Source organism: Melaminivora jejuensis, assembly GCF_017811175.1.
GTDB lineage: Bacteria > Pseudomonadota > Gammaproteobacteria > Burkholderiales > Burkholderiaceae_C > Melaminivora > Melaminivora jejuensis.
Genome location: NZ_JACWIJ010000002.1, coordinates 2106439 through 2131791 on the forward strand (window position 1 = coordinate 2106439; position 25353 = coordinate 2131791).

Annotated in this window: 26 protein-coding genes; 13 read left to right on the plus strand and 13 right to left on the minus strand. The window is 63.4% G+C overall.

The genetic code is table 11. The annotated features are described in order from the left end of the window. Positions 1 to 70 precede the first annotated feature (70 nt). The 9 genes from IDM45_RS09990 to IDM45_RS10030 all read left to right on the plus strand — a co-directional run bounded on the left by IDM45_RS09990 (position 71) and on the right by IDM45_RS10030 (position 5113). Complete coding sequence (locus IDM45_RS09990) at positions 71 to 361, plus strand: DUF1010 domain-containing protein (protein ID WP_209422708.1); 291 nt, start codon at positions 71 to 73, stop codon at positions 359 to 361. Between the two features lie 9 nt (positions 362 to 370). Next, positions 371 to 895, plus strand: coding sequence for a hypothetical protein (locus IDM45_RS09995; RefSeq protein WP_209422709.1), 525 nt, complete (start codon positions 371 to 373; stop codon positions 893 to 895). 57 nt (positions 896 to 952) lie between these two features. Then, the gene (locus IDM45_RS10000; protein ID WP_209422710.1) at positions 953 to 1339 is read left to right on the plus strand and encodes a RidA family protein; all 387 of its coding nucleotides are present in this window, start codon (positions 953 to 955) and stop codon (positions 1337 to 1339) included. A gap of 99 nt (positions 1340 to 1438) precedes the next feature. Beyond that, on the plus strand, positions 1439 to 1729 hold the full coding sequence (locus tag IDM45_RS10005) for a DUF1010 domain-containing protein (RefSeq protein ID WP_209422711.1): 291 nt from the start codon (positions 1439 to 1441) through the stop codon (positions 1727 to 1729). An 18-nt stretch (positions 1730 to 1747) separates the two neighbouring features. Further along, on the plus strand, positions 1748 to 3025 hold the full coding sequence (locus IDM45_RS10010) for a RelA/SpoT domain-containing protein (RefSeq protein WP_232654064.1): 1278 nt from the start codon (positions 1748 to 1750) through the stop codon (positions 3023 to 3025). Between the two features lie 122 nt (positions 3026 to 3147). Beyond that, entirely contained in the window at positions 3148 to 3447 is a 300-nt protein-coding gene (locus tag IDM45_RS10015; RefSeq protein WP_209422712.1) for a DUF1010 domain-containing protein, read from the plus strand. A gap of 128 nt (positions 3448 to 3575) precedes the next feature. Further along, entirely contained in the window at positions 3576 to 3770 is a 195-nt protein-coding gene (locus IDM45_RS10020) for a DUF1010 domain-containing protein (RefSeq protein WP_232654062.1), read from the plus strand. Between the two features lie 16 nt (positions 3771 to 3786). After that, positions 3787 to 4362: an HNH endonuclease gene (locus tag IDM45_RS17630; RefSeq protein WP_209422713.1), complete on the plus strand. Its 576-nt coding sequence runs from the start codon at positions 3787 to 3789 to the stop codon at positions 4360 to 4362. A 67-nt stretch (positions 4363 to 4429) separates the two neighbouring features. Next, complete coding sequence (locus tag IDM45_RS10030; RefSeq protein WP_209422714.1) at positions 4430 to 5113, plus strand: DUF1963 domain-containing protein; 684 nt, start codon at positions 4430 to 4432, stop codon at positions 5111 to 5113. Between the two features lies 1 nt (position 5114). Here IDM45_RS10030 and IDM45_RS10035 read toward each other — a convergent pair whose 3' ends face one another. The 11 genes from IDM45_RS10035 to IDM45_RS10085 all read right to left on the minus strand — a co-directional run bounded on the left by IDM45_RS10035 (position 5115) and on the right by IDM45_RS10085 (position 19432). Beyond that, the gene (locus IDM45_RS10035) at positions 5115 to 6167 is read right to left on the minus strand and encodes an MBL fold metallo-hydrolase (protein WP_232654061.1); all 1053 of its coding nucleotides are present in this window, start codon (positions 6165 to 6167) and stop codon (positions 5115 to 5117) included. A gap of 181 nt (positions 6168 to 6348) precedes the next feature. Next, positions 6349 to 8193 (minus strand): putative nucleotidyltransferase substrate binding domain-containing protein, encoded by a 1845-nt coding sequence (locus tag IDM45_RS10040; protein WP_232654060.1) that lies wholly within the window; start codon positions 8191 to 8193, stop codon positions 6349 to 6351. Positions 8194 to 8247: 54 nt separating this feature from the next. Next, entirely contained in the window at positions 8248 to 10470 is a 2223-nt protein-coding gene (locus IDM45_RS10045) for a 3'-5' exonuclease (RefSeq protein WP_209422716.1), read from the minus strand. Continuing rightward, on the minus strand, positions 10467 to 10841 hold the full coding sequence (locus IDM45_RS10050; RefSeq protein WP_209422717.1) for a response regulator transcription factor: 375 nt from the start codon (positions 10839 to 10841) through the stop codon (positions 10467 to 10469). The genes IDM45_RS10045 and IDM45_RS10050 overlap by 4 nt, the downstream gene beginning before the upstream one ends. After that, entirely contained in the window at positions 10838 to 13594 is a 2757-nt protein-coding gene (locus IDM45_RS10055) for a sensor histidine kinase (RefSeq protein WP_209422718.1), read from the minus strand. The genes IDM45_RS10050 and IDM45_RS10055 overlap by 4 nt, the downstream gene beginning before the upstream one ends. A gap of 3 nt (positions 13595 to 13597) precedes the next feature. Further along, positions 13598 to 13849 (minus strand): hypothetical protein, encoded by a 252-nt coding sequence (locus IDM45_RS10060; protein WP_209422719.1) that lies wholly within the window; start codon positions 13847 to 13849, stop codon positions 13598 to 13600. Between the two features lie 18 nt (positions 13850 to 13867). Further along, positions 13868 to 14371 (minus strand): hypothetical protein, encoded by a 504-nt coding sequence (locus IDM45_RS10065; protein WP_209422720.1) that lies wholly within the window; start codon positions 14369 to 14371, stop codon positions 13868 to 13870. A gap of 83 nt (positions 14372 to 14454) precedes the next feature. Next, the gene (locus IDM45_RS10070; protein ID WP_209422721.1) at positions 14455 to 16197 is read right to left on the minus strand and encodes a sodium:solute symporter family protein; all 1743 of its coding nucleotides are present in this window, start codon (positions 16195 to 16197) and stop codon (positions 14455 to 14457) included. Positions 16198 to 16199: 2 nt separating this feature from the next. Then, on the minus strand, positions 16200 to 16637 hold the full coding sequence (locus tag IDM45_RS17635; RefSeq protein WP_232654329.1) for a DUF4212 domain-containing protein: 438 nt from the start codon (positions 16635 to 16637) through the stop codon (positions 16200 to 16202). Positions 16638 to 16852: 215 nt separating this feature from the next. Continuing rightward, on the minus strand, positions 16853 to 16987 hold the full coding sequence (locus tag IDM45_RS17945; protein WP_267912109.1) for a hypothetical protein: 135 nt from the start codon (positions 16985 to 16987) through the stop codon (positions 16853 to 16855). Positions 16988 to 17119: 132 nt separating this feature from the next. Next, positions 17120 to 19432 carry an FdhF/YdeP family oxidoreductase gene (locus tag IDM45_RS10085; protein WP_209422722.1) on the minus strand — a complete coding sequence of 771 codons (2313 nt, stop codon included), beginning with the start codon at positions 19430 to 19432 and terminating at the stop codon, positions 17120 to 17122. Between the two features lie 176 nt (positions 19433 to 19608). Here IDM45_RS10085 and IDM45_RS10090 point away from each other — a divergent pair, with 176 nt between their 5' ends. Both IDM45_RS10090 and IDM45_RS10095 read left to right on the plus strand, forming a co-directional pair. After that, positions 19609 to 19848, plus strand: a complete 240-nt coding sequence (locus tag IDM45_RS10090) for a hypothetical protein (RefSeq protein WP_209422723.1) — start codon at positions 19609 to 19611, stop codon at positions 19846 to 19848. A 183-nt stretch (positions 19849 to 20031) separates the two neighbouring features. Continuing rightward, positions 20032 to 20919, plus strand: a complete 888-nt coding sequence (locus IDM45_RS10095) for a GIY-YIG nuclease family protein (RefSeq protein ID WP_209422724.1) — start codon at positions 20032 to 20034, stop codon at positions 20917 to 20919. 122 nt (positions 20920 to 21041) lie between these two features. Here the strand turns inward: IDM45_RS10095 and apbC are convergent, their stop codons facing one another. Together apbC and selD are read right to left on the minus strand one after the other, a co-directional pair. Beyond that, positions 21042 to 22178, minus strand: coding sequence for an iron-sulfur cluster carrier protein ApbC (gene apbC / locus IDM45_RS10100; protein ID WP_233457492.1), 1137 nt, complete (start codon positions 22176 to 22178; stop codon positions 21042 to 21044). 58 nt (positions 22179 to 22236) lie between these two features. Further along, positions 22237 to 23268, minus strand: a complete 1032-nt coding sequence (gene selD, locus IDM45_RS10105) for a selenide, water dikinase SelD (protein ID WP_209424078.1) — start codon at positions 23266 to 23268, stop codon at positions 22237 to 22239. 261 nt (positions 23269 to 23529) lie between these two features. Here selD and mnmH point away from each other — a divergent pair, with 261 nt between their 5' ends. Together mnmH and IDM45_RS10115 are read left to right on the plus strand one after the other, a co-directional pair. Beyond that, positions 23530 to 24594 carry a tRNA 2-selenouridine(34) synthase MnmH gene (gene mnmH / locus IDM45_RS10110; protein ID WP_209422725.1) on the plus strand — a complete coding sequence of 355 codons (1065 nt, stop codon included), beginning with the start codon at positions 23530 to 23532 and terminating at the stop codon, positions 24592 to 24594. Between the two features lie 151 nt (positions 24595 to 24745). Further along, a complete protein-coding gene (locus IDM45_RS10115) occupies positions 24746 to 25324 on the plus strand; it encodes a restriction endonuclease (protein ID WP_209424079.1) in 579 nt (192 codons plus the stop codon). Positions 25325 to 25353: the final 29 nt, after the last annotated feature.

Below are 25353 nucleotides of genomic sequence, written 5' to 3' on the forward strand. Positions count from 1 at the left end.
TCATGGGGTGTCCTCATGGCTGTCTAATTCTAGTTAGCACCACTGAAAACCCGCTTTATTCATCAAGCCCATGTTTATTCAAACGGCATTCATTTTCTCAAACGCTGTGCAGCGATGGGTTTGCCGTTTCTCCGGGCTTCGCCTGCTGGCATTGCGTCGTTTTCCAGCCTTTTTGGCTTCTAGCCCTTGCGTAGCAAGCGCAAGCAGCTATTGTTTTGGTAGTGCTGTGCCGCCTCGGTGGCACCGTGCTTTTTCGCAGCTCGTGCCCGTCGCCAAATTCAGGTTATCCGTTTCGGCTTCTGGCTCTAACATTTCGGTCAAGCCGACCCGCATTCTGCGGTCGGCTTACCTCGCCCGTTAGATTTCTCAAATGCCAACTATTCATTACCGCGGCAGAGCACTTTGGCTTGGAAAACATAGGCGCGTTGGATTTATACTTTATGATCCGTTCGATCAAAATGAACTCACGTATAAAGAAGTAAAATTATTCAAATTAAAAAATAGAGAATTTTCTACTTTTCTCAAAGACGTAGTTCGCACAGGATTTCAAAGCTTTGCGTCAAGCGAATTAAAAACAGTTCAGCCTGATATTAATTTTTATCTAGACAAAATACGCTTGCAAAGCAGATGTCACAAGTGTGGGCACGATCTATTTGAAGGCAATTTAAATATTTGCTTCGATTGCAATAGAAAAATCTGCCTCTGCGGCACATGTGAATGTCAAGAAGAAGATTCAGAAGCAGCTTGGCAAGAACATTTCAATAGGAATATTGAATATGAAATGAAAATTCAACAAGATGCATATCTTGATAGATACGGAACACCATGGACTTCAGTTTCAAATTATGCCGATGATTACCCTGTTGATAAAGGTGGCCCGTTTCCGGAATTCTAACTATTCGTCGCAGCCGACCGCCTACGGCGGCGGCTGAACTCAAGGCGTTAGATATTTATGCCAAAAGAAACCATCCGGTCAGAACTCTTTGAACCAATCGGCCCATACAACCACGCAGTTATGGCAGGCGGTCAAATATTCATCTCTGGCACGCCCGGAATCGATCCCAAAACTGGGCAACTCGCGGGAAAAGATGCTTACCTGCAAACCAAACAGGTGTTAGTGAACTTCCAATCTATTCTTGCCTCTGTGGGTGCATCACTAGATGACATTGCTCACATTCAAGTCAACCTTATAAATGTTTCAGATTTCACAGAAATGAATCGAGCTTATTCAGAATTTTTCTCTAATTCTTATCCGGCGCGGACGGTCATCGGTATTGCAGCGCTCCCGAAGCCTGGTGCTTTGCTCACCATGAACGCCATCGCAATTCCAAAAAATTGACTGCCTAGTTAATTTATCTAACCCATCGGTCAACCGGACTTGCTACGCAATCCGGTTACCTCAAACGTTAGCACCACTGAAAACCAATTTATTTAGCCCATGTTTATTCAAGCGGCATTCATTTTCTCAAGCGCTGTTCAGCGCTGGGTTTGTCGTTTCTCCGGGCTTCGCCTGCATGGGCTGCGCAGGTTTCCAGTATTTTTGGCCTCCAGCCCTTGCTTAGAAAGCGTAAGCAGCTATTGTTTTGGTAGTGCTGCGCCGCCTCGGTGGCGCTGTGCTTTTTCGCAGTTAGCGCCCGTCGCCAAATTCAGGTTATCCGTTTCGGCTTCTGGCTCTAACATTTCGGTCAAGCCGACCCGCCTACGGCGGGCGGCTTACCTTGGCCGTTAGCCATCAGGAGAAATTTCGTTGACTCTCACCAAAAGCAAAATCGACAGAGCTGGAATTGCGCTTGCGAAGGACAGCTTCCGCAATGTCGACGAAATGATTGAACTCGAAGATGTCTTCGACGAATATCGAAAATCACACCTTGAGCCGCTATCCGAAACAACACTGGAACTCCAGAGATGGCTTAACGAATATGGCCATGATTACTACATAGCCCAGCGATTAAAGCGAAAGCCTCAAATAATAAGAAAGTTAAATCGTCTAAGCGTCCGACTCACGCAACTCCAAGACATCGGAGGATGCCGAATAATTGTTGAAAAAAATGAACTGGTCGATCAAATCATTGAATTTCTTAAGGGCAAAATAGCAAGCACAGAAGAACTCAAGCTTGTACGCATTACGGACTATCGAGAGAAGGGACGGGATATTACTGGCTACCGTTCAGTGCACCTACTACTTGAGCGCAGTGGAAAGAAATTGGAGCTTCAGCTTAGAAGTCGGATTCAGCATTACTGGGCAGAAAGCATTGAGCGCACCTCTGTAATTTACGGACACCACTTAAAAGAAAGTGAAGGTGACGAGAAAGTCATCTCATACTTCCAGAAATTGTCTGACGCCTTCTTTGAAATTGAATCTGGCCGCACCCCATCGGTGCGCTCTCGGCTAGAAATTGATGTAGCAAAGAAGAATGCTGAGGAAATTATTCGAAAACATAGTTTATCAAAAACCATTGATAGTCATGTAAACGAGGACATTATTCTTACACTCACCGAAAAAGAGAGAAGAAGCTCAAGCCCAATTAACAATTGGATTATCGTCTTTGATTGGAGTTCAGGAAAATTCGTCAGCTGGGATATTGTTGGAAAAACCCCAGATGAAGCCATCAAGGCTTACGTTCACTACGAAAATCAATTTCCAGTGGAAAAGAATTTCGAAGTGGTTCTGATTGGTTCATCTCACGTCGCAACCGTAAGGAGGACTCACAGCCACTACTTCGGAATCGAAGATTACGAAAAAATACTCGAAAATCTGGATGAGTCTATTGAGGGCTTTAAGAGTGTTGGTGCAATTGATGTGTCTAGTCGCCAAGTTCTTCTTAAACTCTACACAAAACACTTTTGGGGGCAGAAATCAGTTGCGCAAGAAACGCTGCGTAATCATTTTTGCAGAGACGTCCACAATCTTGATGCCACATTGGGAAAACTCGTACAACAAGGATTGCTTCTACGCGAGTATGCCGGAGGCCCGGTATCCTTGAATATCAAAGCAAGAGCTGAGATTGACAAGCTTGTATCGTGAACTATCGGTTAGCAACTCCGTCGAGAGGGACTGTTTGCAAGCTGCGCTTGCAAATACCCTCCGCCGCGTCGCGGCTCTGGCCGCCCCTCACGTCAAACGTTAGTCCCCTCATAATTCGCTTTATGCAGGTCAGCATTTATTCCAGCGATTCGCCCTTCTCAAAGGTTTCTCCTTCGGGGTTTTGGCGCTCCGCCGGGCTCCGCCTGCATTCGGCGCGCAAATTCCAAGCCTTTTTGGCCTCCAGCGCTTGCCAGTTAAGCGCTACCAGCTATCATTCTTGCAGCGCCGCGTCGCTTCCTTGGCCCAGTGCTTTTTCGTGCGCCGCGCCCTTCTTCAAGTCCGGGCGCACCCTTTTGGCCTTCGGGTCTAACCAGGCAGTCAAGCCGACCCGCCTGCGGCGGGCGGCTTACTTTCGGCGTTAGCACCGAAGAAAACCAATTTATTTGCCCATACTTACTCAAACGGCATTTAATTTCTCAAGCGTTGTGCAGCGCTGGGTTTTCGTTTCTCTGGGCTTCGCCTTGTGGCGTCACGCTGATTTTTGGTCTTTTTGGCCTCCAGCCCTTGTGCAGCAAACGCAAGCAGCTATTGTTTTCGTAGTGCTGCGCAGCCTTGGTGGCGCTGTGCTTTTTCGCAGTTCGCGCCCTTCACGAAATTCAGGTTACCCGTTTTAGCTTATGGCTCCAACCATTTCGGTCAAGCCCACCCGCCTTCAGCGGTCGGCTTGCCTCGCCCATTAGAGTGAGTTTTTTGGGAATATCGTGGCTGCCAAAAGAAATACAGTCTTTGAAATTATTATGTATGAGTACGCAAAGCTCATTGCAGACCGCGCCATCGAGAATCGCTCAGATCTGGCGCCAGCCACTCGAAAGAGTCGAGCCTATTGGTCATTCGTAGGCTATACCTATCATAAACTGGTCAAACAAAGCATAGCGCCGTCCAGCGTCTTACGCGAAAATCAGATGCTCGTTATAGGCGGGAATCAATGTGCGTATTGCGGCACAATGAAGGGACGATTGGAATGGGAGCACATCATCCCGGCAAGCCGAAATGGGCCAAACACAATTGACAACATGGTTTTATCCTGCTCCTCCTGTAACATGGAAAAGGGCGCACGCAATCCGTTAGAGTGGTTTTCAGCCAAAGGCCTAGATAGCGGTGCAATCCCACGCCTTGTTATGGGTAAATTTTTAAAAATCGTTCTTGAGGAGCATCGAAATCGCGGCACAGAAAGCCAGTCGGAGTACCCGCCGGGAGCCGGATTGGAGCTTGCTGGTGCATGTCTGATCTTTGAACATCAGCGCCCTTCAATCGAGGCTACACCGGATACCCCCTGATTCCCCTCACTACTCATCCAGTTCGACACCGCTTTGCAGTGCGGCTTATAGGCGCCCAGAAAAACAAATGACAATCGCCAGAAAAATCAGCTTTGTACCCACCCAGAAGCCGATCAGGGCGCTGGCAACCAAATTTGGCGGCCAGCCGACTTGGTTGTCGGATCCTCAGTGGCCGTTGAGTCAGGCAACGGGCAAGCCCATGCGGTTTATTGGCCAGATCGCCCTGGAGCCGCCAGCCTTCGAACCGGGCCAGGGGAAAATGGCCTACGTCTTCATGACTGACGATCTCGATGAATATGTTGATGGCACCTGGGAGCCGGATGGCGGCGAGAATGCGGTAATTCTCCAGCCAGGCAGCTACACCGGTTCGTTTGCATCTCTTGCACAAGGGCCGACCCTGTACCGAATGATAGAAAAACCGGGGTTCGACAGCCTTCAGCCTGAATCTGTGGAATTCGCTGTCGATTTCCTGGATGTCGAGGAGCCGCCGTTTCAACCCGAAGCCATGCAAGCGGATTGGACGCAGGAGCAATCCCATGAATACGCTTCGGCTTTGGAGGGGAGCAAGGTAGGCGGAACCCCACTCTTTCTTCAAGGAGACGAATTCCCGGATGGACAAGACTGGAGGCTCTTGCTCCAGCTTGATTCCGCTGCCGTACCTTTTTTCGTCAATTTCGGGGATGCAGGCATTGCATACGTATTCATCGACCAAAGCGCAAGCAAGGGCAAGATGCTGTGGCAGTGCGGTTAGATCAGTCTTCCCTGGCGGCATACCACGCCACCCCAGCCCCATCCACCTCCCGCCGCACCTGCCCCTGCGCCAGCAGGTAATTCATGCACGCCATCGCCTCCCCCGTGGCCAGGCCCAGTTGGCTGGCGTCGTCCAGGCTGATGGGCCGGCCAAACAGGGCGGTAAAGCTGTCCACGATGCGCAGCGGCTGCGCGGCCAGTTGCTCCAGCAGCCGCGCGAGCGCCCGCTCCTGGCTGCGCCGCAGCTGCTCCAGCCGCGCGTGCAGGCCGTGAAACGGCTCGTTGTGCGCCGGCAGCACCAGGGCCGTATCGGGCACCTCGCGCGCCATCTTGTCCAATGAGTCGAACCAGTCCTGCAGCGGGTTGGCCTGCGGCTCGTTCGGATAGACCGAGACGTTGGAGGAAATGCGCGGCAGCACCTGGTCGCCGGCAATCAGCACGTCCAGCTCGGCGCAGTACAGGCTGACGTGCTCGGGCGAGTGGCCGGCGGTGACGATGACGCGCCACTGGTGCCCGCCCCAGTCCAGCCGCTGGCCGTCCTGCAGCCGCCGATAGACATCGGGCAGCGCGTGGATGAACTTGCCGAAGCCGCCGAAGCGGCTGCGGTAGGTCTCCAGGGCAGCCTCGGGCCAGCCGGCCTGCCGGTAGAACTGCACGGCCTCGGGCGGCGCCTCGCGGCTGGTGTCGGCGTGCAGCACGCGGCAGGCCAGGTATTCGGTGCGGCTCATGGACAGCGGCACGCCGGCGCGCCGCGTGAACCAGCCGGCCAGCCCCAGGTGGTCGGGGTGCATGTGCGTGGCATAGACGCCCTTGAGCGGGCGCGCCAGCGGCCCCTCGGCCATGAGCGCCAGCCAATCGGCCACGGCCTGGGGGCTGTTCAGGCCGGTGTCCACCAGCACCCAGCCATCGCCATCGTCGATGGCCCAGACGTTGATGTGGTCGAGCTTGAAGGGCAGCGGCAGGCGGATCCAGTACACGCCGGGGGCGACTTCCAGGCTGGTGCGTGGTTCGGGTGGCTGGAAGGGGTAGGAAAGCAGCGGGGGTTGTGCAGTCATCATCAGAAAGGGCTCAGGCGCAGGTCTGGGCGGGTAGGCAAAGGACTGTCGCAGAGACAGGGCAGCCCTGGAGACACAATGCGCACCCGCGCCCTCAGGCGCCGCCGGCACTGATTGTGCGTTCTGGCCCGCGACCCATAAGACGCCGCGGCGACTGGCTCCCAGGCCCGGTGGCGCCTTCTCAGAAGCGTCCGGCCTGATAGCGCTGCCCCAGCACGGCCTGGAGTTTCTGCACCACGCCAAAGGCGTCCTTGAGCATGCGCCGCTCGAAGCTGGACAGCTCGGCAAGTTGCAAGTGGTTGTCCGGCTCCTGACCGGCAGCGATCTGGCGGCTCTGGTGGGCGATGCGCAGTCCAGCGATGAATTCCAGCGTGTCCATCAGGTCGCGCGCCGCCTCGGCGCTGACCTCGCCGCTGTCGGCAGCCACGGCCAGTCGCTCATGGGTATTGACCGCCTCCTGTGCCCCGGCCAGGGCATAGACACGTGCCAGGTCGATGATGGGCACGATGCCGCCATGCTTGAGATCGATCGTACCCGGATGGTCTCCACCGCGCTCCACTGTGATCTGGCCGAACATGCCCAGCGGTGGCCGTTGCCCCAGGGCGTTGCCCACCATGTGCGCCAGGAACAGGCCATTGCCACGCGTGCGCTGCAGCATGGCACGGCGCAGGCTGTGCAGCAGCGCCGCCTCCCCGCATACGGCGCGCATGTCGAAGAACACGCCGGTGAGCATCAGCGCCTGGGCATCGGGCTGGCGTGTCCAGCGCGAGAAATAGGCATCCCATTGCGCCCAGGGCTGGCGCCACTGCGGCGTCATGGCCATGATGCCGCCCGGGCAATGGACATAGCCACAGGCAGCCAGACCGTCGCAGACGAAGCGGGCCAGAAGATCGAAATAGGCCCCGTGCATCTCCTGCCGGTAGTCATCGGAGAGCACCAGACAATTGTCCTGGTCGGTGCGCGCCGCTTGCTCCATGCGCGCCTGCGAGCCAGCGGCCACCCAGACATAGGGCACTGGGGCCGGGCCAAGGTGTTGCTCGGCCAACTGGATCAGTCGAATGGTGCAGGCGTCGGTCACCGAGGTGATCAGGATGCCGGTGCTGTGCGCGCTGGCACCGGCACGCGCCAGGCTGCTTTGCAAATGGCGCACGCGCGCGCTGCAGGCGACCAGTCCGGCCAGGTCGCCCTGGCGGTAGATGTCCTGCGTCAGATGCAGTGCGAACGGACTTTGCAGGCGCCACAGGTCAGATGCCGTCACCATGCCAATGAGCTTCCCGCCATCGAGCACCGGCAGATGATGGATGTGGTGGCGCGCCATCAGCGTCATGGCATCGAAGATGGGCTGCTGGCGCTGCAGTGTCCAGGGCGCCGGCGTGGCTGCCTCAGCCACCGGGCGCTCGGGATCGAGGCCGTCGGCAAGCACGCGCCGACGCAGGTCACGATCCGTGAGCAGGCCCGAGAGCTGCCCCTGCTGCGTCAGCAAGATGGATGACACCCCCGCCTCGGCCATGCGACGCGCCGCACTGCGGATGCTCTGGCTGCCATCGATGCAAACAGGCGCCCGGCTGATCAGGCTGCCCACCGGGCCGGCCAGCAGATTGCCGCTGGCCAATGCCGGCGCCGGCGCTGGCACTGGCGTGCTGCCCTCCAGCGTTGGCAGCAACAGTTGCAGCCAGGGGTACTGCTGCACCATGCGCTGCAGCACTGCGACGTCCAGCAACAACACCCGACAGGCCGTCGTGGCCACGACCTGCACCCCTGGCGCGGCCCCATGCACCCCGCCACCGAACAGTTCCCCAGGGCGCAGCGGCAGGCTCCAGCCAGCCTGTGGATCAGCCAGCTCCAGAGTGCCGTCGAGCAGCCAGCCCAGCCGCTCGGACAGCTCGCCATCGGCCAGCAGCACCTCGGCCGGCGCGCCATGCATCTCCTGCCAGTGCCCAGCCAATTGCTGGCGCGCCGACTCAGGCAGGGCGCCCAGCACCCGCTGCGTGGCCATCAGGCCTGCGATATCCCATCCATGCTCCATCGTCTCGCTCTCCTGCCAGGGGCGGCCATGCGTGCATCCACCCGCCGCCGCATTTCAATACTTCAAGCGGGCGTAGTAGGTCTGCTGCGAACGTGCCCGCGCCTGCCCCAGGGTGACGACACCCGCCTCGCGCAGCAGCGGCATCAGCCGCAGGAGGATCTCCGCCGTCACCAAGGCGTCGCCCAGCGCCGTGTGGCGCCCTTGTACCGTTACGCCCAGGCGCTCGGCAATAGCCTCCAGCCGGTGCGACTCCTGGTGTGGATGCACGAGCGCCGACAGCAGCAAGGTGTCGAGCACCGGCTGCTGGAAGCGCAGCCCCGTGCGCGGCTCCAGCAATTGCAGCAAGCGCATGTCGAAGGCAGCGTTGTGCGCTACCAATACCGTATCGCGTGCGAACTGGTAAAAGGCCGGCAGCACCTGCTCGATGCGCGGCTGCCCGGCCACCATCTGGGCAGTGATGCCGTGAATGGAAATGCCCGCCTCGGGGATGTCGCGTCCGGGGTCGATGAGCTGCTCGAAGGCCTCGTGCCGCAGCAGCCGGCCATTGACCACGCGCGCCGCACCGATCTGGATGATCTCGTCGCCGCCGGCAGGGTCGAGGCCGGTGGTTTCGGTGTCGAACACGGTATAGGCCAGCTCAGCCAGGGGGCGCTCGTCGAGTTGCTCATCCGTGCTCGCGACGGCGAACAGGTCGAAGTCGAAGAATTCCGGTCGCCCGTCCAACGCCTGCACATCGGGCACCTCCTCTGCCTCTGCCTCTGCCTCTGCCTCTGCCTCTGCCTCTGCCTCTGCCTCTGCCTCTGCCGCACCGCCCGCCAGCGGCAGCAGAAAGCGAAAGAAAGCCTGATGCTCGGCCCGGTGGCGTTCGAACCACATCTCGGCGTCGTGACGCTCCAGCACATCGCGCACCGATAGCGGATGCGCCTCGCCGCCAATGCGCATGGGGTCGATCTCCCAACCCATCACCGTCTCGGTGTTCACGGCATGGCCCACCCATGCCAGATCCAACTGCGCCCGTCCACCCTTGCGCGCCAGCCGCAATTGCAGGGTGCGCACACCGAATTCCTCCACCAGGCATGTGCCCAGGTGGATCAGCGCCTGCAGCAAAGAGAAGCTGTCCAGGCGCAGCCACAGCAGCGCATCGACTTCCTCGGCCAGGATCGGCACTGCACACCGTGCTTGCATCTGGCGGACTGCCATTTCGATGAACTCCGAGCCGCGCATGTCCTCCAGCGGCCAGCGCGTGCGCAGCACCTTGGCCGAGCGGCGCGCCACCGCATCCACACGCTCGACCATGGCGGCAACCTCATGACGCAGCACGCCCAGGAAGCGCTCGCGCATTTGCGGCTCCAGATCCTCGTAATCCAGCATGTCCAGGGCCGCCTGGGCGCTCGCCAGCGCTGCTCGGCTGCCTTCGGTGAGTCCGTACAGCAACTGGCCGCGCGCCGATTCCTCCTCGAAGCTGCGTGTGATGTTGTCCAGCATCAGCACAAAACCTTCAGGGGTGCGTACTTCGCCTGGATGGGCATCGCCCCCGGCATCGGTTACCGGCGTCAGTTGCGCGCGCAGCAACTGCCCGGCACGTGTGGCGGTGACGAACTGGGCCGATGGGTGGATTGCCCCACGCGCCAGCCGCTGCTGCACCCGCTCCAGGGCATGTGCCACAAGCTGCTGGTCAAACACTGCGTAGATCGAGCGACCGATACCCATGAGTTCGGCGCCTCCCGCTAGCCGCGGCGCCTCGGACAGGGCACGAAATTGCATACGTGCGCGGTTGTTGTACAGCAGGATGCGCCCCTCGCGGTTGCACACCACCACGCTCTGCGTCAGCTCCGCCATGAGGGCCGCCAGGCGGTTGCGCTCCTGGCGCACACTGGCACTGGCGCGCGCCACCTCGGCAGCGGTATCGGCCCGCAGCGCGTCACGCTGGTTTGCCAGAGCCTGGATGGCCTGGGCCAGCGCCTGCTGGTCGGCTGCCGGGCGGGTCGGCAGTTGCAGTGGCTCAGTGGCGTTGAGCAAGGCGCGCGTCTGCTCAGCCAGGCTCTGCCAGGCCTGCGCCCGCGGCAGCCACCAGCGCTGCAGCGCCGCCACGGCCACCGCCACGCCCACCACCCAGCCCAGCACCAGCAGGGGCGCACCGCGCAGCGCCAGCGCGGCGAAACGCTCCCGCTCCGGCGGCGGCAGCGGCAGGCCTGCCAGTACCAGCCCGAGCAGCAGGCAGCTTCCCAGCGCCAGCCCCGCCGCCAGCGCCAGCTTCAGAAGCAGGCCACGCCTCAAGGCACCCCCCGCAGCATCTGCGCGACTTTCTGCACCAGCTCGCGCGTGGAAAAGGGCTTGGTCATGTAGGCGTCGGCGCCCAGTGCCAACCCTTTGCTGATGTCGGTGTCGCGCCCCTTGGCAGTGAGCATCAGGATTCGCACCCCTTCCAGCTCCGGGTCGGCGCGTACCTGCTGACAAACCTCGAAGCCCGTCCTGCCCGGCATCATCACGTCCAGCAGCACCAGTGCTGGCCGTTCGCGCAGCAGCGTCGCCAGCGCTTGCTCGCCATCGGCGGCGAGCAGCACCTCGTAGCCCTCGCGCCTGAGCAGATACTCCAGCGACACCACGATATTGGGCTCATCGTCTGCCACCAGCACCTTGTGTGTCATGTCTCCCGTCCTTTCTCCCCGGCGGTCGCCGGGTGCAGCCACGGCAGCGAGAAATAGAAGGTCGCGCCCTGGCCCACTTCCGAGCGCACGCCGACGCGCCCGCCGTAATGCTCCACGATCTGCCGGCAGATGGGCAGTCCCAGCCCGGTGCCTTGGCGACGCTGGCGCGGATCGCCCACCTGGCGGAACTTGTCGAAGGCCGCCTGCTGCTCCTCGGCGCAGATGCCCGGGCCATTGTCCGTCACCGACACCGTGAGCCAGTCGCCTTCGGCCTGCAGCCTCAGCCGCACGCGCCCGGTCTGCGCTGGTACGAACTTGATGGCATTGGACAGCAGGTTGAGCATGACCTGCTGCAGCTTATCCGGATCGGCGCACACCCATAGGCCTCCTTGCGGCCCGGGCTCCGGCAGCTCCAGTTCCAGGGCGCTGCCGCGCTCGCGCAGCAACTCGCGCGTGGTCTCGGCAGCCTGCGCCACCAGCGCACGCAGATCCAGTTCGACATCGTTCCACTGCGCCCGCCCGGCCTCGATCTTGGCCAGATCGAGCACTTGCGTGACCAGGCGCGACAGGCGCTCGGCCTCGGCCACCACAATGCCCACGAATTGCTGGCGCTGCGCCACCGGCATGTCGGGGTCGTCGCGCATCAGCTCGGCCAGCGCCCGGATCGAGGTCAGCGGCGTGCGCAGTTCGTGCGTCACCGAGGACATGAACTCCTCGCGCAACTCATCCAGACCCTTGAGCTGCTCGTTGGCCTCGCGCAGGCGCTGCGTGGCCTCCTCCAGTGAGCGCGACTTCTCCTCCAGCGCCCGCGAGTAGGCGCGCAACTGCGAGGCCTCCTCCAACATGCTCAACACGTCGTCGGTGGTCAGCGACTCCTCCTTGGACACCGAGGCCACCAGCACCCGTGCCGAGGCCCCGCCCACGGCGCCCGCCAGCTTGGTCTCGATGAAGCTGACGAACTGTGCATCGGCGCGCGCCAGCGACTGCACTCCCCAGCGGCTGGTGTATTCGTCGAACAGCGCCTGCGTGCGGCTGCGCCCGAACAGGCGCAGGCACAATTGACGCAGGTCTTCCACATGCGCCTCGCCGCGCCAGAAGATCGGCGTGGCGTCGCCAGCGTGCCGTCCGGCATTGACAAAGATCAGCGCCTGGCTGGTCTCGCGCGCCGAGGGCTCGCGCGCCAGCGACAGCGCGATGTAGACCGAGACATTCAGCAACAGGCTCCAGAACAGCGAATGCGTCAGCGCATCGAGCCCGTCCAGGCCGAACAGCGCTTCCGGCCGCAGCCACCACAGACCCGCCGGCCCCCCGCGCACGAAGGCATCGTCGAGCCAGCCGGACTTGGCAATCGAGGGCAGCATCAGCGTATAGACCCAGACCCCGAAGCCTGCCGACAGCCCGCCCAGCGCTCCCAGCCGCGTGCCGGCGCGCCAGTACAGCCCGATCAGCGCCGCCGGGGCAAACTGCGCCACCGCCGCGAAGCTGATTAGGCCGATGCTGACCAGCGCATAGGCCTCGCTGGCCACGTGGAAATAGGCATAGCCCAGCAGGAGCAGCACCAAGATGGTGATACGCCGGATGTTGAGCAGGATGCGCGTCAGATCCGACAGCCCCTCGCCCACCAGCGCGCGCCAGCGCAGCAGCAGCGGCAGCACCAGTTCGTTGCTGACCATGATGGATACGGCAATGCTTTCGACGATCACCATGCCGGTCGCAGCCGACAGACCACCGATGAAGACGAGCAGCGCCAGCCCGCCCTGCCCCGCCGCCAGAGGCAACGACAGCACGAAGTTGTCCGGGTTGACAGGCTGGCCGGCGAACAACAGCAACCCGCCCAGGGCGATCGGGATCACGAACACGTTGATTGCCAGCAGATAGGCCGGAAACAGCCAGGTGGCACGCCGCAGGTGCTCCTCATGCACGTTCTCGACCACCATGATCTGGAACTGGCGCGGCAGCATCAGCACCGCCACCATGGCCAGGACATTCATGGTGAACCACTGCGGCCAGGCAAAGGCCGCGCCCTGCTCCAGCCGCATCAATGCACGTAGCTGCGGCTGGGCCTGGGCGCGCGCGAACACGTCGGCAAAGCCATCGAACAGGCCGTAGGTCACGAAGGCGCCGACGGCCAGGAAGGCGATCAGCTTGACCACCGACTCGAAGGCGATGGCCGCGACCATGCCCTCGTGGCGCTCGGTGGCGTCCAGGTGGCGCGCGCCGAAGATCATCGTGAAACCGGCCAGCACCAGCGCCAGGTAGAAGGTGCTGTCGCGGCTCCAGGGCACCTGGGCCGTGCTCTCCACCACGCCGGGCGTGACCAGCAGCCCATAGGCGGCCGAGACCGCCTTGAGCTGCAGCGCGATGTACGGCACCACGCCCACGATGGCGATCACCGTCACGCCCACGGCGAGCAGCCGGCTCTTGCCGTAGCGACTGGCGATGAAGTCGGCAATGGAAGTGATGCGCTGCGCCTTGGCGATGCGCACGATCTTGCGCAGCACCATCCAGCCCAGCACCATCGCCATGGTCGGCCCGAGATACACCGGCAGGAACCACAGCCCCTCGCTGGCCGCGCGGCCCACGCTGCCGAAGTAAGTCCAGGCGGTGCAGTAGACGCCCAGCGAGAGCGCATACACCCAGGGACTGTTGATGAGCGAGCGCCCGCGCGCCGCGCGCCGGTCGCCCACCCAGGCGACCACGAACAGCAGGGCCAGGTAGGCCAGCGAGACGGTCAAGACCAGCGGGGCGCCCATCGCTCAGCCATCCGCGGGCGGCTGCGCGCGCTCCTTGCCGCCCGCCGCGCCGGCGCTGGCACCGCGCCCGCGCTCCATCAGCACGGCAAGCGCCACGATCAGCAGCAGCCAGATGGCGAAGGCCGCCGCCGGCAGTAGCGGCCAGCCCAGCACGAACTGCTCCCGGTCCCAGATGCTGAGCAGCGGGAAATTCAGCAGCAGCCAGCCCGCGGCAAACAGCCCGAGCAGGCGTTCCCTGAGCCGACTTCTGCGCATCTCGTCCCTCCCGCAATATCAGCGGCAGGCACTCCGGAAAATGGCACTTTCGATGGAAACGTTTTCCACCGGCCCGGTCGGCCTGCCGCTTTTGTCATCGAAAGCCACACGCTCCTGGGTCTCGCAATTGAGCACGTAGGCCTGGGTTTCCAGGCGCTCCAGCGGATCCTTGTGGAAATGGTATTCGAAATATTCCACCAGCCGCTGGCGGTCTTGCAGCCGCGTGCTGTGCTTTCCATCGAGGGCCACGAAGGAATTGACCGCCGGATGGAGATAGCTCCAGGGCTTGAGCAGGCTGCGGCCGCGTTCCTCGTGAATCACGACCGTGCCCTCGGGCAGCTGGCTGCGCTTGAAAGCGTACCAGTCATAGTCGTAATAGGCGAGGTATCCCAACATACCGGCCGCGGCCGATGCCGGAATCCACCATTTGGCCAGCCGGTTGCGCGTGGCCTTCCGTACGAAAAAGGCCATTCCCCCGAGGCACAGGCCCATGACCAGAACACCGACCAGATGCCAAATCATTGTTGTTCCATCCCTGACAAAAAAGGTGGGCTTTCACCGAAAGCCCACCTGCAAACCGCAATCCTCTCAGGATTGCACAGCCATCACGGGTAACGCACGTGGCGCACCATTTCCTTGGTTTCCTCGGTCGTGTCCTCGGTCGCCAGGGAAACGAAAACGGACACGGCGATATTGATCGCCGCCCCGATGCAGCCCACCGACAGCGGCGAGATGCCCAGCACCCAGTGCTCCGGCGTATTCGGGAAGGAGTTGGTGCCGGGGATGAAGAACCAGCCCAGGTACATGAAGATGTAGGTCACGGTCGCCAGCGAACCGGCCACCATGCCTGCCATCGCCCCCTTGCTGTTGATGCGCGTGGAGAAAATGCCCAGCACCAGCGCGGGGAAAATTGACGAGGCCGCCATCCCGAAGGCCAGCGCCACCGTCTGCGCCGCAAAGCCTGGTGGATTGAGGCCCAGCCAGGTGGCGACGACGATCGCCCCGACCATGGCGATGCGCGCATAGAGCATCTCCTTTTGCTCGGACAGGTGCGGCATCAGCGTATTTTTCAGCAGGTCGTGGCTCACCGCCGACGAGATCGCCATCAGCAGCCCGGACGCCGTGGACAGCGCCGCCGCGATCCCCCCGGCCGCGATCAGGCCGATGATCCACGCGGGCATGTTGGCGATCTCGGGCAGGGCCAGCACCAGGATGTCGTTGTTCACCACCAGTTCGTTACCCTTCCAGTCCTTGGCCCACTCGGCGCTGTTGACCAGTTCCTTGTTCGCCTCGTTGTAGAACTGGATGCGGCCATCGCCGTTCTTGTCCTCGAACTTGATCAGCCCGGTGGCCTCCCAGTTCTTCACCCACTGCGGACGCTCCTCATACACCAGCGGCGCGGCCCGCGGGCCACCGGGATAGATGGTATCGAGCAAATTCATGCGCGCCATGCCGGCCAGCGCCGGAGCAGTGGTGTAGAACAAGGCGATGAACACCAGCGCCCAGGAGGCAGACCAGCGGGCGTCGCGGATGTTAGGCACCGTGAAGAAGCGGATGATCACGTGCGGCAGACCTGCCGTGCCGACCATCAGCGTCAGGGTGAAGAGGAACATGTTCCACTTGTTGCTGACGTCCGCCGTGTAGTCCTGGAAGCCCAGGTCGCGCACCACCTCGTTGAGCTTTTGCAGGAGCGGCATGCCGGAGGCGGAGTGATCGCCGAACAGGCCGGTCTGCGGCAGGAAGTGCCCGGTCATCATCAGCGACAGGTACACCGCCGGGATGGTGAAGGCGAGGATCAGCACGATGTACTGCGCCACCTGCGTGTAGGTCACGCCCTTCATGCCGCCAAGCACGGCATAGAAGAACACCACCAGCGCCGAGATGATCAGGCCGGTGTCGCTCTTGACCTCCAGGAAGCGCGCGAAGGCCACGCCCGCGCCCGTCATCTGGCCGATCACGTAGGTCAGCGAGATCACGATCAGGCAGATCACCGCCACCACGCGTGCGCCTTTGCTGGCGTAGCGCTTGCCCACGAAGTCCGGCACTGTATAGGCACCGAAGCGGCGCAGATAGGGTGCCAGCAGCGTCGCCAGCAGCACGTAGCCGCCTGTCCACCCCATGATGAAGGAGGAGTTGACGTAACCCACCGAGATCAGGCCGGCCACCGAGATGAACGATGCGGCCGAGAGCCAGTCGGCCGCCGTGGCCATGCCGTTGAGGGTCGGATGTACGTTGCCGCCGGCGATGTAGAACTCGCGCGTCGTCTTCGCTCGGGCCCAGATGGCGATCCAGGTATAGATCACGAAAGACCCGATGACGAAAATGAAGTTGATCCAGAATTGGCTCATGGTCACTCCTCCAGGCCGAATTCTTCGTCGAGCCGGTTCATTCTCCATGAATAGAAGAAGACCAACGCCAGGAAGGTGAGGATGGAGCCTTGCTGGGCAAACCAAAAGCCCAGATCAGCGCCGCCAACGGAAATGCCCATTACCAATGGACGCAGCAAAATCCCAAAGCCATAAGAAACTGTTGCCCATATGACCAGGCAAATTGTGATCAGGCGAACATTCGCACGCCAATAGGCCTGATCTCTCTCCGTAATCTGTTTAGCCATAAATAACCCCTTGTCTTCGTGTCTTTGCACGGCCAGGCTACATAACCTATAAATCGAATAACGCTCTCTTTCATTCGTGGTCGCCGCACCTCCTATGCTTTCAGTTGCTCGCAATCGCCCCAACGATGGCTGCCATCTGACTGAAAACACAGGGGACAGGAAAATGTCAAACACTGCCAAGACCGGAGGAAAATCCGGACAGGACAGGATAGAGACGGGTTTTCTGGATCTCCTGCGCCATGTTTGCGGCTGGCGTAGAAATCCCTGGCTTTCAGACATTGCCTCGGCACTCTAGAGGGTGTGCTTGCGCGAGACTTACAACGGCCTCGCAATGCCCTCAAGTCAAGGGCAAACACCTAGACAAGGAGTGGTCGAGAACCCCAAAAACCTCAGAAATCGTCCACCGCAGCACCGCAGAGCGCAACCCACCAGCGCCCGCCGTCCTGCCATACGCGCACCCAGCCGGGGCCAGAATGCTCGCCCAGTGCAACCGCACTCATCAGGTTCAGTTCACGCAGCAGCACGCTGGCACTGCTACCCAGGCGCTTGGCCAGACGCGGCAGGGAAAGAGCTGCCCCCGCGGGCTCTTCGGCCAGCGCCCTCAGAGCGGCCAGCGCCAGGGGCTTGGCTTGTATCCGCTCATTGACCACTGAGCATCAGGCAGCACAGACCGTCACAGCGGCTCGGTGAGCGCGCAGCAGCACCGGGATGGATTTGGAGGTCGGCGTGCCGGCCCCTTCAGCCACCGCCGACAGGGGCACCAGCGGGTTTGTTTCGGGGTAGTAGGCCGCCAGGTTGCCACGCGGGATGTCATACGGCACCAGGGCAAAGCCGCGCACCATGCGCTCCTCGCCGTCGTGCCAGACGGTGTGGATGTCCACCCGGTCGTCCGCCTGCAGGCCCAGGGCGCGGATGTCCTCGGGGTGGATGAAGAGCACATCGCGCCGCCCGCGCACGCCGCGATAGCGGTCATTGAAGCCGTAGATGGTGGTGTTGTACTGGTCGTGCGAGCGCGTCGAGAGCAGCGTGAACACCAGTGCATTCGATCCCAATTGCTGCTGCGCGCGCTGCGTGGGCGTGGCCTGCGGCAGCGCTGCCATGCTGAACTGCGCCTTGCCGCTAGCGGTGGCCCACTGGCGTTCGCTGGCCGGGTTGCGCAGACGAAAGCCGCCCGGCACCGCCACGCGGGCGTTGAAGTCGTGGAAGTCCGGAAAGATTTTTTCGATCTCGTCCCGGATACGGGCGTAGTCCTCGACCAGCCAGCGCCAGGGCACGGCCGAGCGGCTGCCCAGCGCCGCCTCGGCCAGCCGCGCGACGATGGCCGGCTCGGACATGAGGTGCGGCGACGCCGGCGCGTTGATGCCGGCGCTGATATGCACCATGCTCATGGAGTCCTCCACCGTCACGCCCTGCGGGCCGCCGGCCTGCACATCGATCTCGGTGCGGCCCAGGCAGGGCAGGATCAGCGCCTCGCGGCCATGCACGACGTGGCTGCGGTTGAGCTTGGTGGCCACGTGCACCGTCAGGGCGCACTGGCGCAGGCCGGCCCAGGTCTGCAGCGTGTCGGGCGTGGCCGCAGCGAAGTTGCCGCCCATGGCGAAAAACACCCGGCAGCCGCCCCGGCGCATCTGTTCGATGGCGCCTATGGTGTCCACGCCGGGCGCACGCGGCGGCTCGAAGCCATACACCGCTGCCAGGCGATCGAGCAGCGCGGCGGGCGGCGCCTCCCAGATGCCCATGGTGCGGTCGCCCTGCACGTTGCTGTGTCCGCGCACCGGGCACGGCCCGGCGCCAGGGCGGCCGATGTTGCCGCGCAGCAACAGCAAATTGACGATGGCGCCTATGGTCGCCACCGCGTGCTGGTGCTGCGTGATGCCCATGCCCCAGCAGGCGATGGCGCTGCCGGCATTGGCATAGACATCACCGGCAGCGCGCAACTGCGCCTCGCTCAGGCCCGAGGCCTGTTCCAGCTGCTGCCAGGGCGTGGACGCCAGCAGCGCCGCCCAGTCGTGCAGGCCGCTGGTGTGCTGGGCGATGAAGTCTTCATCGAGCACGCGGTGGCCGCGCGCCTGCAGCTCCAGCACGTGCTTGGCCATGCCCTGCACTGCCGCCAGATCGCCACCGATGCGCAACTGAAAGTAGTGCGTGCTGATGGGCGAGGAGCCCAGGGTGGCCATCTGCAGCTTGTCCTGCGGGTCGGCAAAGCGCTCCAGGCCGCGCTCGCGCAGGGGGTTGAAGCTCACGATGCGCGCGCCGCGCTGGTGTGCCGCGCGCAGCTCGCCCAACATGCGCGGGTGATTGGTGCCGGGGTTCTGGCCGAAGATGAAGATGGCATCGGCCTGCTCGAAATCCTGCAGCGACACCGTGCCTTTGCCCGTGCCGAGCTGCGCGCGCATGGCTGCGCCGCTGGCCTCGTGGCACATGTTGGAGCAGTCGGGGAAGTTGTTGGTGCCGAACTGGCGCACGAACAATTGATACAGAAACGCCGCCTCGTTGCTGGTGCGCCCTGACGTATAGAAGATGGCCTCGTGCGGGCTGGCCAGGGCGCCCAGGTGGCGGGCGATCAGGGCAAAGGCCTCGTCCCAGGCAATCGGCACATAGCGGTCGCTGGCCGCGTCGTAGCGCATGGGGTGGGTCAGGCGACCTTGGTCTTCCAGCCAGAAGTCGCTTTGCGCGGCCAGCTCGGCGACGCTGTGGCGGGCGAAGAACTCGGGCGTCGCGCGCCGCGCCGTGGCCTCTGCCGCCACGGCCTTGGCGCCGTTTTCGCAGAACTCAAACGTCGAGTGGTGGTTGCGATCCGGCCAGGCGCAGCCGGGGCAGTCAAAGCCCTCGGGCTGGTTGGCCGACAGCAGCGTTTTCGCGCCCTTGACGGGGATGCCGTGGTGCAGCAGCGCATTTTTGACGCTGTTCAGCGCGCCCCAACCACCAGCCGGGCCGTCGTACAGGGTGATTTTTTGTTGCGGGTTCATGGGCGCGTATCTTGCGGGCTGGGATGGGGGTGTCAATCGCCGCATCAGCAGGCGCGCGCTTCGGCGGCGGGGGCGCGCCCTTGTCCGACGACCCGGGCGGCTGACGCTGATTAGAAAGGAAGGCCAGTTCACGAACCCCGGCACGCCCCGTGCCGCACAGCGCAAGGAGGCTCCTCATGGCCCGCATCCCCGACCAGAAAATCGAAAACTCCGACCCACCCATCCACCCGCGCCAGGTGCCCGCCATCGTGGACTTGCGCCGCGCCGTGGGCGTCATTGCCGTGGTGCTGGCGCTGGTGCTGGTGGTCGCCGGGCTGGGGCGGCTGTTCGCCTCGGGCGAAGACCCCTACCTGCCCGAGAGCCGCACGGCCACCGGCGCCGAGGCGCCGGCGATACCAGTGCCGCCGGCGCGGTGAGGGTGGCCCGCGCCGGTATCGGAATGACAGTCTTTCAGGGCCACAGCCTTTGCCCATCAAGCGCTTGCAGCTATTGATTCGATAGTCGTCAGCAGGCCTCGATATGCCAGAGCGTTACGCAGCAAAGTCCGGCAACAATGCTTCGCACTCACAGCAACACACGAAGCATCCACGCCGACTCTCATGCTCGCCGACAACCCTGGCCGGGAGGGCCATGTCTACATCCTGGTATCGCCCAACTGTTCCCAGATCAAGATAGGCGGCACCGACCATGCTCCGCTCAAGCGCATCAAGGAAATCAACGCTTGCGAACCCTACAAAAGCCTGGGCCCCTGGTCACTGCACGACTTCCGGCAGGTCAGCGACTGGAGAAAGGTCGAATATTCGCTGCACTATGCGCTCAGAAGCAGATTCGCCAGCAGCGTGCCTGGGCAGCGCGAACTTTTCGACCTGCCGCCCACTGACGCCGCCCGGCTGTTGCAGGACATCGAGCCGTCCCTACTGCTGCGCAAGCCCAAGGCCGACCGCCTGTTTCAGGACGAGGAACTGTCGCATTACCTGGACGAGCTGTTCCAGTTCACCGGTCTGTTCAACTGGCTGGACTTGCAGGGCGCCTGGACTCTGAATCTTTTCCCCTCCACCAGCGGCGGCAGGTATTACACGATCAATATCGGACGGCACGAGGTGGCATTTGCCACCCTGCCGAGGCCGCAGCGGCCCCGCTTGCACATGCTGCACCTGGACAGCCTAATCCATGGACTGCCCGAAGCCCGGGCCTGGCTGGCAGGCAAAGAGGGAGAGTTGCTCGACGATGTCTATGCCAGCGGTCTGCCACGCTCCACGGCCATATGGTTCGAAGCTTCTTTTCAGGAGGCTCTCGAATTCTTGCAACTCCCCGGTGTGCGCCGCGCCCTGCTGGCCTACTGGACTGATGCCCTGATGCAACTCCAGGAAAAGACCAGCCTCAGCCCGTTTGCCCGTCACCACCACTGGAACGCTGTGGCAGAACTCAGGCAAAGAGCCAGCAAGCTTGTGCACTCCACGATCAAGACGTGCAATCTACCGCCGTGATCGTGAGGCTGCAGCCGGCCTGCGTCACCCAGAGTGGGGCCACGACCTCGCCGAACTGACAGCCGCAGCGTCCGCGCAAGCAAAGGCGAGGCCTGAGCAGGGCGCCCTTCTTGTTTGCTACTTCAGCTCTTCCTGCTGATAGTGATGGTCGGAAACTTGCTCGAAAAATCCTTGGACTGCTGCGCGATGGTCACTGCGACTTGGCGCGCGATGTCCTTGTACAGGCCGGCCACCTCGCTGTCCGGCTCGGCGGCGACGGTGGGCTGGCCGCTGTCGGCCTGTTCGCGGATCGACATCTTGAGCGGCAGCGCGCCCAGGTACTTGAGGCCCAGGCTCTCGGCCATCTTCTTGCCGCCCTCGGCGCCGAAGATGTGCTCGGCGTGGCCGCAGTGGCTGCACACGTGTACGGCCATGTTCTCCACCAGGCCGATGATGGGCACGCTCACCTTCTGGAACATGGTGATGCCCTTTTTCGCGTCGATGAGCGCGATGTCCTGCGGCGTGGTCACGATGACCGCGCCGGTGAGCGGCACCTTCTGCGCCATGGTCAGCTGGATGTCGCCGGTGCCGGGCGGCATGTCCACGATCAGATAGTCCAGGTTGTCCCAGCGCGTCTGGGTGATGAGCTGCTCCAGCGCCTGGCTGGCCATGGGGCCGCGCCAAATCATGGCCTGGGCTTCATCGACGAGGAAGCCGATGGAGTTGATCTGCAGGCCCATGGAGACCTTGGGCTCCATCAGCTTGCCGTCCACGCTGTCGGGCTTGCCGGACGTGCGCGTCATGGTCGGCATACTGGGGCCGTAGACGTCGGCGTCCAGCAGGCCGACGCGCGCGCCCTCGGCGCTCAGGGCCAGCGCCAGGTTGACGGCGGTGGTGCTCTTGCCCACCCCGCCCTTGCCCGAGGCCACGGCGATGATGTTCTTGACGCCCGGCAGCAGCTGCACGCCGCGCTGCACGGCATGGGCCGTGATCTTGCTGGCGATGTTGACCGAGACGTTGGCCACGCCCGGCAGCGTGCGCGCAGCGGCAACGAGCTGGCTGCGCAGCTCGGGGATAAGGCTCTTGGCGGGGTAGCCCAGCTCGACGTCGAAGGCAACGTCGCCGCCGTTGATCTGCACGTTGCGCACGGCGCGGGCGCTGACGAAATCCTTGCCGGTGTGGGGTCGGTGACGCTGGCCAAGGCTGCCAGCAAGTCTTGTTCTGTGAGTGCCATGGTGATGTTGTCTTGACCGATTTCGGGGGTGCCCGAGTCTAGCCAAGGGGGCTTGGCACTCCCGGGGCTGGGCTTATCGGGCGGGCGAGGGAGCGGGGGACGGCTCAGGCCTGCACGTGCAGCCCCGCAGCGCCCGCCTGCGCCCGGCCCACCACGGCGGCGTGCTCGAAGCCCTCGCGCGCAAACACGGCCAGCACCTCGTCGGCGGCCTCCGGCGCGCACGCCACCAGCAGCCCGCCCGAGGTCTGCGGGTCGCTCAGCAGCGCCTGGGCGGTAGCCGGCAGACCGTCCGCCAGTTGCACATCGGCCCCATAGCCGGCCCAGTTGCGCCCGCTGGCGCCGGTGACGAAGCCCTGCTGCGCGAGTGCCGCCACGCCGGGCAGCAGCGGCACGCGCGCCCAGTCGATGTGTACGGACACGCCAGCGCCGCGCGCCATCTCCAGCGCATGGCCGGCCAGGCCGAAGCCGGTCACGTCGGTGATGGCGTGCACGCCCGCCAGTTCGGCCAGCAGCGGGCCGGGGGTGTTCAGGCGGGTGGTGCTGGCGATCATTTCGCGGTAGTGGGCATCGCCGAGCTGCTCTTTCTTCAGCGCGGCGGAGTACACGCCCACGCCCAGCGGCTTGCCCAGGATCAGCACGTCGCCGGCCTGCGCACCAGCGTTCCTGCGCACGCGATCCGGATGCACCAGGCCCAGGGCCACCAGGCCGTAGATGGGCTCGACCGAATCGATGGTGTGGCCGCCGGCCACCGGGATTCCGGCGGCGCGGCACACGTCCTGCCCACCCCGCAGGATGGCGCCGATGACTTCCAGCGGCAGCTGGCCCACCGGCATGGCCACCAGCGCCAGCGCCATGATGGGCTTGCCGCCCATGGCATAGACATCGCTCAGCGCGTTGGTCGCGGCGATGCGGCCAAACTCGTAGGGGTCATCGACGATGGGCATGAAGAAGTCCGTCGTCGCCACCAGCGCCTGGCTGTCGTTGAGGCGATAGACGGCGGCGTCGTCCGCCGTCTCCAGGCCGACCAGCAGCTCGGGCGGCACCACGGCGGCGGCGCCGGACTGCGCCAGGATCTGTGACAGCACGCCCGGGGCGATCTTGCAGCCGCAGCCGCCGCCGTGCGACAGCGAGGTCAGGCGGGGGTGGCAGGGGCGGCAGGGGCGGCAGTAGAGGCGGCGGACACAGTGGCATTCATGGCGGGCATATGGGCAAGGGCGGGTTCTCGGACAATGTGCGCCCGTCCGGCGTACTGGCGCGACGGCGCGGTGGCGGGCAGCGCCGGATCATCCCAGATTCATCGGGCGCCGCCCGCCGCCCGCCACCCGCCGCGCCCAGCCCGGCCAGCCGCATCCCGTACGCTGCGTTTGCGCTTTTTTGCCCTCCCAGACCCTGCCGCCGTGTCCCACCACCGCCCCATCCGCCCGCAAGACCGCCACGGCTTCGACGCCATCATCGATGCGCGCACGCCCGCCGAGTTTGCCGAAGACCACATCCCCGGCGCCATCAACTGCCCGGTGCTCAGCGACGACGAGCGCGCGCTGGTGGGCACCATCTACGTGCAGCAAAGCGCCTTCGAGGCGCGGCGCGTGGGCGGCGCCCTGGTGGCAGCCAACCTGGCACGGCACTTGGCCGGGCCGCTGGCCGACAAGCCGGCGAACTGGCGCCCGCTCATCTATTGCTGGCGCGGCGGCATGAGGAGCGGCTCCATGGTGCAGTGGCTGCGCCTGGTGGGCTGGGACGCGCAGCAGCTCGCCGGCGGCTACAAGGCGTTTCGCCGCCACGTCATCGAGCGCATCGCGGCGCTCACCCCGCAACTGGACTTGCGCGTGATCGTCGGCGCCACGGGCAGCGCCAAGACGCGCGTGCTGCACGCGCTGGCCGAGCAGGGCGCGCAGGTGCTCGACCTGGAAGGGCTGGCGCGGCACAAGGGCTCGCTGCTGGGCGCGCTGCCGGGCGTGGAGCAGCCGTCGCAAAAGCACTTCGAGACGCAGTTGGCCACGCGGCTCGAAGGCTTCGAGCTGGCCCGGCCCGTGTATGTCGAGGGCGAGAGCGCGCGCATTGGCCGGCTGTCCGTGCCGGTGCCGCTGGTGCAGCGCCTGCGCGCGGCGGCGTGCATCGAGCTGGACGCGCCGCCCGATGAGCGCCTGGCCTACCTGCTGCGCGACTACGCCTATCTGGGCGACGACCCCGCCGCCCTGTGCCAGCGCCTGGCGCAATTGGCCGAGCTGCACGGCAAGGCCACGGTGCAGCGCTGGCAGGGCTGGGCGCAGATGGGCGAGCTGGCCGCGCTGTTCGACGAGCTGATGCGCCTGCACTACGACCCGCACTATGGCCGCTCGCAGCAGCGCAACTTCGCCCGCTGGGACGCGCGCCAGCGCTTGGCCGCGCCCGACCTGACGCCGGCGGGCATTGCCGCGCTGGCGCAGGACGTGTTGCGGCTGGAGCAGGCTGAACAGGGCTGAACAGGGCTGAACAGGGCTGACAACCATGCAAAAAAGGCCATAAAAAAGCCTGTTTTGAGCATCAAATCGGCCTCAAACTCAATACTGGCAAGCGCTGACAGCTATATTTTTCATAGTAAAAAACCCTTGTGATCCACCCATGAAATTCAAGATGGCCCCCAACTCGGGCTTTGCCGTGCTGCTGCGCTCGCCCTGGTGGGTGAGTTTTCTGATCGCCGGCGCCATCGTGCTGGTGTGCGCGGCGCTGCTGCCGGCGCACCTGGTGCCGTTTGCCGCCGCTGGCGCCCTGCCGATTGCCGTCATCGGCTGCATTGCCGCCTGGCGCCAGTGGCGCGCACCCAGCGCGGCGCGCGTCGAAGCCGCACGGGCGGCAGCGGCTGCCATGCCCTGGCGCGACTTTGCCGCCCTGCTGACGCGCGCCTGGAGCGCCGAAGGCCACAGCGTCGAGCCGCTGCCCGCCAACGCCCAGCCCGCCGACCTGCGCCTGCTGCGCCAGGGCGATGCTGCCCAGAGCGTGCTGGTGGCCGCGCGCCGCTACAAGGCCGCCAGCCACGGCGTGGAGCCGCTGCGCGCACTGCACGCCCAGGTGCAAGCGCGCGGCGCGCTGGCCGGCACCTATGTCGTGCTGCAAGGCAGCGTCAGCGATGCCGCGCGCGCCTTTGCCGCCGCGCACGGCCTGGCCATCCTGGAGGGTGCTGCGCTGGACACCCTGCTGCTGCGCGGCTGCTAATGGTTATGGACGCGCCCTGAAAACCGCTA

What these genes read in the sequence shown, in the direction of transcription:
- IDM45_RS09990 (WP_209422708.1), top strand. Translation starts at nt 71, where the DNA reads ATGTTTATTCAAACGGCATTCATTTTCTCAAACGCTGTGCAGCGATGG.
- IDM45_RS09995 (WP_209422709.1), top strand. Translation starts at nt 371, where the DNA reads ATGCCAACTATTCATTACCGCGGCAGAGCACTTTGGCTTGGAAAACAT.
- IDM45_RS10000 (WP_209422710.1), top strand. Translation starts at nt 953, where the DNA reads ATGCCAAAAGAAACCATCCGGTCAGAACTCTTTGAACCAATCGGCCCA.
- IDM45_RS10005 (WP_209422711.1), top strand. Translation starts at nt 1,439, where the DNA reads ATGTTTATTCAAGCGGCATTCATTTTCTCAAGCGCTGTTCAGCGCTGG.
- IDM45_RS10015 (WP_209422712.1), top strand. Translation starts at nt 3,148, where the DNA reads ATGCAGGTCAGCATTTATTCCAGCGATTCGCCCTTCTCAAAGGTTTCT.
- IDM45_RS10030 (WP_209422714.1), top strand. Translation starts at nt 4,430, where the DNA reads ATGACAATCGCCAGAAAAATCAGCTTTGTACCCACCCAGAAGCCGATC.
- IDM45_RS10035 (WP_232654061.1), bottom strand. Translation starts at nt 6,167, where the DNA reads ATGACTGCACAACCCCCGCTGCTTTCCTACCCCTTCCAGCCACCCGAA.
- IDM45_RS10040 (WP_232654060.1), bottom strand. Translation starts at nt 8,193, where the DNA reads ATGGAGCATGGATGGGATATCGCAGGCCTGATGGCCACGCAGCGGGTG.
- IDM45_RS10050 (WP_209422717.1), bottom strand. Translation starts at nt 10,841, where the DNA reads ATGACACACAAGGTGCTGGTGGCAGACGATGAGCCCAATATCGTGGTG.
- IDM45_RS10055 (WP_209422718.1), bottom strand. Translation starts at nt 13,594, where the DNA reads ATGGGCGCCCCGCTGGTCTTGACCGTCTCGCTGGCCTACCTGGCCCTG.
- IDM45_RS10060 (WP_209422719.1), bottom strand. Translation starts at nt 13,849, where the DNA reads ATGCGCAGAAGTCGGCTCAGGGAACGCCTGCTCGGGCTGTTTGCCGCG.
- IDM45_RS10065 (WP_209422720.1), bottom strand. Translation starts at nt 14,371, where the DNA reads ATGATTTGGCATCTGGTCGGTGTTCTGGTCATGGGCCTGTGCCTCGGG.
- IDM45_RS10070 (WP_209422721.1), bottom strand. Translation starts at nt 16,197, where the DNA reads ATGAGCCAATTCTGGATCAACTTCATTTTCGTCATCGGGTCTTTCGTG.
- IDM45_RS10085 (WP_209422722.1), bottom strand. Translation starts at nt 19,432, where the DNA reads ATGAACCCGCAACAAAAAATCACCCTGTACGACGGCCCGGCTGGTGGT.
- IDM45_RS10090 (WP_209422723.1), top strand. Translation starts at nt 19,609, where the DNA reads ATGGCCCGCATCCCCGACCAGAAAATCGAAAACTCCGACCCACCCATC.
- IDM45_RS10095 (WP_209422724.1), top strand. Translation starts at nt 20,032, where the DNA reads ATGCTCGCCGACAACCCTGGCCGGGAGGGCCATGTCTACATCCTGGTA.
- IDM45_RS10115 (WP_209424079.1), top strand. Translation starts at nt 24,746, where the DNA reads ATGGCCCCCAACTCGGGCTTTGCCGTGCTGCTGCGCTCGCCCTGGTGG.